5 protein-coding genes and 1 pseudogene are annotated in these 5,576 nt (G+C 67.3%); 4 read left to right on the plus strand and 2 right to left on the minus strand.

Going from position 1 to position 5,576, the window contains the following annotated elements:
- The first annotated feature begins 212 nt into the window (after window positions 1-212).
- Both ABD366_RS42660 and ABD366_RS42665 read left to right on the plus strand, forming a co-directional pair.
- Window positions 213-899 (plus strand): hypothetical protein, encoded by a 687-nt coding sequence (locus tag ABD366_RS42660; RefSeq protein WP_324770323.1) that lies wholly within the window; start codon window positions 213-215, stop codon window positions 897-899.
- 198 nt (window positions 900-1,097) lie between these two features.
- Window positions 1,098-1,452, plus strand: a pseudogene (locus ABD366_RS42665) (transposase); the annotation flags it as partial.
- Window positions 1,453-1,621: 169 nt separating this feature from the next.
- Here ABD366_RS42665 and ABD366_RS42670 read toward each other — a convergent pair.
- A complete protein-coding gene (locus ABD366_RS42670; protein ID WP_324770322.1) occupies window positions 1,622-2,095 on the minus strand; it encodes a Dps family protein in 474 nt (157 codons plus the stop codon).
- A 398-nt stretch (window positions 2,096-2,493) separates the two neighbouring features.
- Window positions 2,494-2,976, minus strand: coding sequence for an SsgA family sporulation/cell division regulator (locus ABD366_RS42675; RefSeq protein WP_324770321.1), 483 nt, complete (start codon window positions 2,974-2,976; stop codon window positions 2,494-2,496).
- A 725-nt stretch (window positions 2,977-3,701) separates the two neighbouring features.
- Between ABD366_RS42675 and ABD366_RS42680 the strand changes: the two genes are divergently transcribed.
- Entirely contained in the window at window positions 3,702-4,160 is a 459-nt protein-coding gene (locus ABD366_RS42680) for a nuclear transport factor 2 family protein (protein ID WP_324770320.1), read from the plus strand.
- Between the two features lie 76 nt (window positions 4,161-4,236).
- The gene (locus tag ABD366_RS42685) at window positions 4,237-5,469 is read left to right on the plus strand and encodes an epoxide hydrolase family protein (RefSeq protein ID WP_324770319.1); all 1,233 of its coding nucleotides are present in this window, start codon (window positions 4,237-4,239) and stop codon (window positions 5,467-5,469) included.
- The last annotated feature ends 107 nt before the right edge of the window (window positions 5,470-5,576 follow it).

Below are 5,576 nucleotides of genomic sequence, written 5' to 3' on the forward strand. Positions count from 1 at the left end.
CACACATCCAACATGCTCTTGATCAGCACAAACGGGAAGACCTAACGGAGTCCTACTAGTGCCGCATCAGGCAACGTTCGCCCTCACCTGGGAGACTTCGCCTGGCCCACCCGCCGCAGGAAGTGTCAGTAGCAAGTGCGATGCTGACGCCTACAATCCGCAGACGGTGATCAATGGGGGGGCCGATGCCTGGTGAAGGATCGGGGTCTGACTTGTCCTCGGTCGGCTTCGGCTCCGCTTGGTGTGCCACCGACCTGGGTGAATACCGGCCCTGCCGCTACACCTACGAGTACTACCCCTACGAGAGCCTGCCGCCTCTCGACTCCACCGAGTTCACGGGCGCCTTTCAATGGCTCGGTGGCACCAGCGGACCTGTCCCCGAACAGGTCACAGCGCTCAATCGCCTGGCAGAGGACCTTGCAGCCAAGGGCCTAGCGCTGCCTCGGGACTTCGTCGCCTTCCAGGCCGACTCGAAGCTGCACTGCTCGCTGGATGAGGTCTCGGCGACCTGCTGCTGGACCGATATCTCGGAGCCCCTACCCAGTCCGGTCGAGCCTGGCGCCTTCCTCGTGCGATTCCTGCGAGATCAACAGGACTGCGTCATCTGGTACCTCTACCTCCGTCCCTCGGGTGAGGTGTCCGTAGTGCACTCCTATCTCGACTATGAACACGAGTACGAGGCACGGCGCGACGGGGAAAAGACGGAGAGCGATCTCGACGATCCAGAGGAGCAAAGAGCCGCGATCCTCTGGTGCGCACCGTCGTTCGAGGAGTTCGCCTATCGGTTCTGGATCGAGAACCGTCTCTGGCATGCCCTCAACGGCAATGGCCTGTCCGAACTCGAGCCTCGGGTACGTGGCTACTTGTGCCACTACGCGCCGCCCAAGATACCCGCATGACCGTGCATTGAACGAGATCATGTGTGGATGCCAGAGCGGGTACGCGTTCGCGAGATCGATGGCGACGAGGGGCCGCGCCTGTTGCGGATCATCGCAGAGGCACCGGTTCGGTGGTGACCTGGCGGCGGGCACAGATGGTGCTGCTATCCGCGCAAGGCATGCGGGTGGCAAAGATCGCTGAGGTGACGTTCACCAGCCCGGACCGGGTTCCTGGAGTTCTGCCGCTACCTGCGCAGCCTCTACCCTCCCAAGATCCGCATCGCGATCGTGCTCGACAACTTCCTCCCCGCACCTGACGACGTCGAAGGACAGCCGGGTCGGCGACCGGGCCGCAGCCAACAACATCGAGCTCGCCCACACCCCAACCAACAGTTCTTGGCTGAACCGCATCGAGGCCCAATTCACTGCGCTGCGCTACTTCGCCCTGGACTGCACCGACCACGCCGGCCACAAGGAGCGAGGCAGCATGATCCGCCGCTACACCATCTGGCGGAACAAGCACGCCGCCGACGAACGGCTACGCAAGGTCGTCAACAGGGCGAACGTTGCCTGACGCGGCACCAGCACCGACTCCAGGACTGGACGCGAGTGCCGTCCTGACGCCGGTCGGCGGCGCGCTCGGGGTGCTCGTGGTCGGCCCGGTCGTGCCCGGCCCGGTCGTGCCCAGCCCGGTCGTGCCCAGCCCAATCGTGCCCGGCCCTCCGCTCGCCCCGGACCGGCTCTCAGGCGCGGTTCTCCGCCTGGAACATCCAGCTCTGCTTCTCCAGTTCGGCGGCGAGGCCGATCAGTAGGTCCTGGGTGACCTGGTCCGCGTCGGCGGTCTCCGAGATACGTGTGCGCACTCCACGGACGACCGCGTCGAACGACCGCACCAGGGCGTCCACGGCCTCGGTGTCCTGACGCCAGCCGGCCGGGAACGCGGGCAGCCCGGTGGTGGCGGCGACGGTGCCGGCCCGGCCGTCGGGGCTCACCCCCAGCGCGGCGGCGCGTTCGGCGACGGTGTCGGCGAAGTCGCGCGCGGTCGTGACCACTTCGTCGAGTTGCAGATGGACGGAACGGAAGCGCGGGCCGTACAGGTTCCAGTGCGCCTGCTTGGCCACCAGAGAGAGATCGAGCAGATCGACCAGGGTCGCCTGCAGGGCGCGGCCCGCGATCTCGCGCTCCTTGTCGGGAAGCGGGCTGTTGATGACGGTCATGACGGATTCCTCTCACTGCTGCTGCGGTAGCGCCATGCCGTGTGTGGCCGACGGAACCGCACAGGGACCGTAGGGGCTGGAAAGCCGCCTCAGTCTCGCCCGGTCAAGAACCGGCCGGCATCAGTCAGTTGACGGTCGCCGGAGGCGTTGACGGCTCACCGGAGGCACTGAGTCGATCGACCGACCCGTCGTCGAGGCTCACCTTCTCGACCGACCCGTCCTCGGCGCGCACCTCCTCGGGGCCGCACCTCCTCGGGGCCGCACCTCCGCGAAGCTCACCTCCTCGGGGCTCACCTCCGCGAAGCTCACACCCTCGGCGCTCACACCCTCACGCGCCGGGAAAGCGGTCCGGGCCCGCCGCCCCCCGCTGCCCCCGCTCCCGCTCCCGCTCCCGCCGATCAGTCGGCCGATCCGTCGCCGGACGGGTCCCGGCCTTCCAGCAGTTCTCCGAGGAACACGTCCCAGTCCAGGGCGTCCGTCTCCGCCTCGGCGGGCACGACCCCGTAGGTGGCGTCCAGCCATTCCCCGAGCTCGGCGACGGGCAGTTCGAAGACGGCGCTGGTCTCCCGCGACTCCAGGAGCAGCCAGGCCGCTTCCCCCTCGTCGCTCTCCATCGGCCACACCTGTACGTCGCCCTCGCCGCTCTCCTCGTACAGCCCCCGGTACAGCAGCGCGCGACTGACCCGCCAGAGCACGCTCGGCCCGCTCCAGGGGGTGAAGGTGACGGACACGATCATCGGGGTCGTGGGGTCGAACCGGAACTCGACCTGGACGGGCACCCGTGGAACGCCGTCCAGCACCAACTTGATGTCCAACGAGAGCACGGGCAGCTCCCGAGGCGCCGTCTGATGTACCCGGATGCCGGACTGTTCGCCGTTCATGACGGGATTCCTTCCACGGAGGGGGTCGTTGCTCCGACTGTTCCGCACCCTGCGCGTGCGGCGACATCCGTCACTTGACCTTCGTGGGAATTACGTCACTGCCGCCGTGGAGGGACACCCCGCCCGCCGCACCCGTGGGTCGCGGCTCGAACGGTCTTCGCCGGTCCCCGCCCTGCCGCGGCGCAAGGCCGAGTGCCCAGGCGTACCGGCGCCCCCGGGCACCGGTACGTCATTTGACTTGTAGGGCCGGACCGGCGACCACAACCGCGAGCCGGGCACAGCACCGCTGGACGGGGTCGCCCGCTGGGTGACGGCTCACCGACAGGCCCGTCCGGCCCCGATCGCCGGGCACGGATCGAGTCGAGGGACAGTCAAAGACGTAGTCGGATGAGTCGGATGACCGATGCCGAGAACCCTGCCCGTTCGTACGTTGTGGCGCAATCCAGAACGAGACGCGCCGCGGATCGGCGATCCGGACATGTGTCGCGGGTCACACAGTTTGGACTTGCCGGTCCATAAATTGAGGGCCACGATTGGACCATCGAGTCCAACGGTGGTCGCACCGCCTTCGGACCCCGGGGACACCTTCGTGAAGCCGCCCGGAACTGCCGGGCACGAGCCGAACCGGCCAACTCCCGCCCACCGGGCGGCCGTTCACTCACCGAGACGCAACACCGAGACGCACTGATACTCACCGAAACTGACAGAGACAGGGAAAGCCGATCATGGATACCACCGAACGCCTCGCCGCCATCGAGGACCTGCGCCGCCTGATGGCCCGCTACGTCCGATACGCGGACCATCAGCGCTGGCAGGACCTTGCCGACCTGTTCACCCCGGACGGCTCCTTCACCCCGCACAAGCCGGACGGCTCCGTATGGATGCGCATGGAGGGCAGGGACGGGATCGCCGCCACGGTCGGTGGCAGCGGCGGCCCCGGCGTGACCCTGGTCCACCACCTGTTCTCCGACGAGATCGACGTCGACTCGGCAACGGCCGCGCACGGTGTGTGGGCGATGGAGGACATCGTCACCCGGCCCTCGGACGCCGAGCTGTCCGAGGACATCCCGTTCCGGAGCATGCACGGCTTCGGCCACTACCACGCGCGGTTCGTCAGGACGGACGGCACCTGGTACATCGCCGAGCTCGAGCAGACCCGCCTCCGCCTGGACTTCTCCGTCTGACCGTCGACGGCAAAGCCCCGCCCCGCCCGCCCCGTAGAGATCCCGCTCCTCCCTCCGACCCGAAAGCAGCGAAACCGTGAGCAACGACCCGACCAGCGCGCTGGAACCGTACAAGATCGACGTCCCCCAGGACGTCCTGGACGACCTGCGCGACCGGCTGCGCAACACCCGGTTCTTCGATGACCTGGACAACGAGGAGGAGTACTACGGCCTCGGCACCGCCTACCTCAAGCCGTTCATCGAGTACTGGGCGGACGGCTTCGACTGGCGCGCGCAGGAGAAACGGCTGAACTCCTACAGCCGGCACACGGTCGAGATCGACGGCACACCTGTGCACTTCGTCCACGTGCGCGGCAAGGGCCCGAAGCCGACCCCGCTGATCGTCCATCACGGCTGGCCGTGGCCGGGTGAGTTCAGTTACGGGCTCATCGGCCCGCTGACCGACCCCGCCGCGTACGGCGGTGACCCGGCTCTCTCGTTCGACGTCGTCCTGCCGGATCTGCCCGGCTTCGGCTTCTCCACCCCGGTCGGCAGGGGCGACCTGAACTACTGGAAGATCGCCGACATCATGCACAAGCTCATGACCGAGGTGCTCGGCTACGAGAAGTACGGGGCCGCGGGTTCCGACTACGGCGCCCTGGTCACGAGCGCCCTCGGCCACAAGTACGCCGACAGCATCATCGGCCTGCACTACGGCCACGACCTGCCTCCGGGACAGTTCACCAACGAGCGGTTCTGGGACCTCACCGACGGAGCCAAGATCCCCGAGGACGCCTCGCCGGAACTCCGGGCCGACCTGGTGGACTTCGTCGACACCTACGTATCCCACGTGGCTGCACACATGCTGGACGGCTCGACCCTCACACACGGACTGAACGACTCGCCCGCCGGCATGCTCGCCTGGCTTCTGAAGCGGTGGAAGAAGTGGAGCGACAAGCGGGGCGACTTCGACAAGGACTTCCCCCGCGACTTCATCCTCACCCAGGCCACCATCTTCTGGGTGACGCAGTCCATCGGCAGCTCCATCCGCATGTACCGCAACGCCGAGCGCCATCGGTGGGTGCCCTCGCACGACCGGCGGCCCACCGTCGAGCCTCCGGCCGGCTTCACCTTCCTGGTCGGCGACCACTTTCCGCCCGGTGTCAGCACTCCCGAACAGCGCATCGCCGCCTTCGAGAACGGGCCCACGCGCGGGGCCTTCAACGTGGTGAACGTCAACGCCCACATGAAGGGCGGGCACTTCGTCCACTACGAGAACCCCGAGGCGTTCGTCTCCGACCTCCAGGAGACGTTCCGCCGGATCCACTGACCCGGCGTCCCGGTCGCATGCCGGAGCGGGCCTTCCTGCGCCAGTCACTCAGAAGCTGTGTCACATCCTTTGATCGGTGACCTGCTGTGATGGCTGGGCAGGTTCGT

It is taken from the genome of Streptomyces kunmingensis (genome assembly GCF_039533535.1).
Classification (GTDB): domain Bacteria; phylum Actinomycetota; class Actinomycetes; order Streptomycetales; family Streptomycetaceae; genus Streptomyces; species Streptomyces kunmingensis.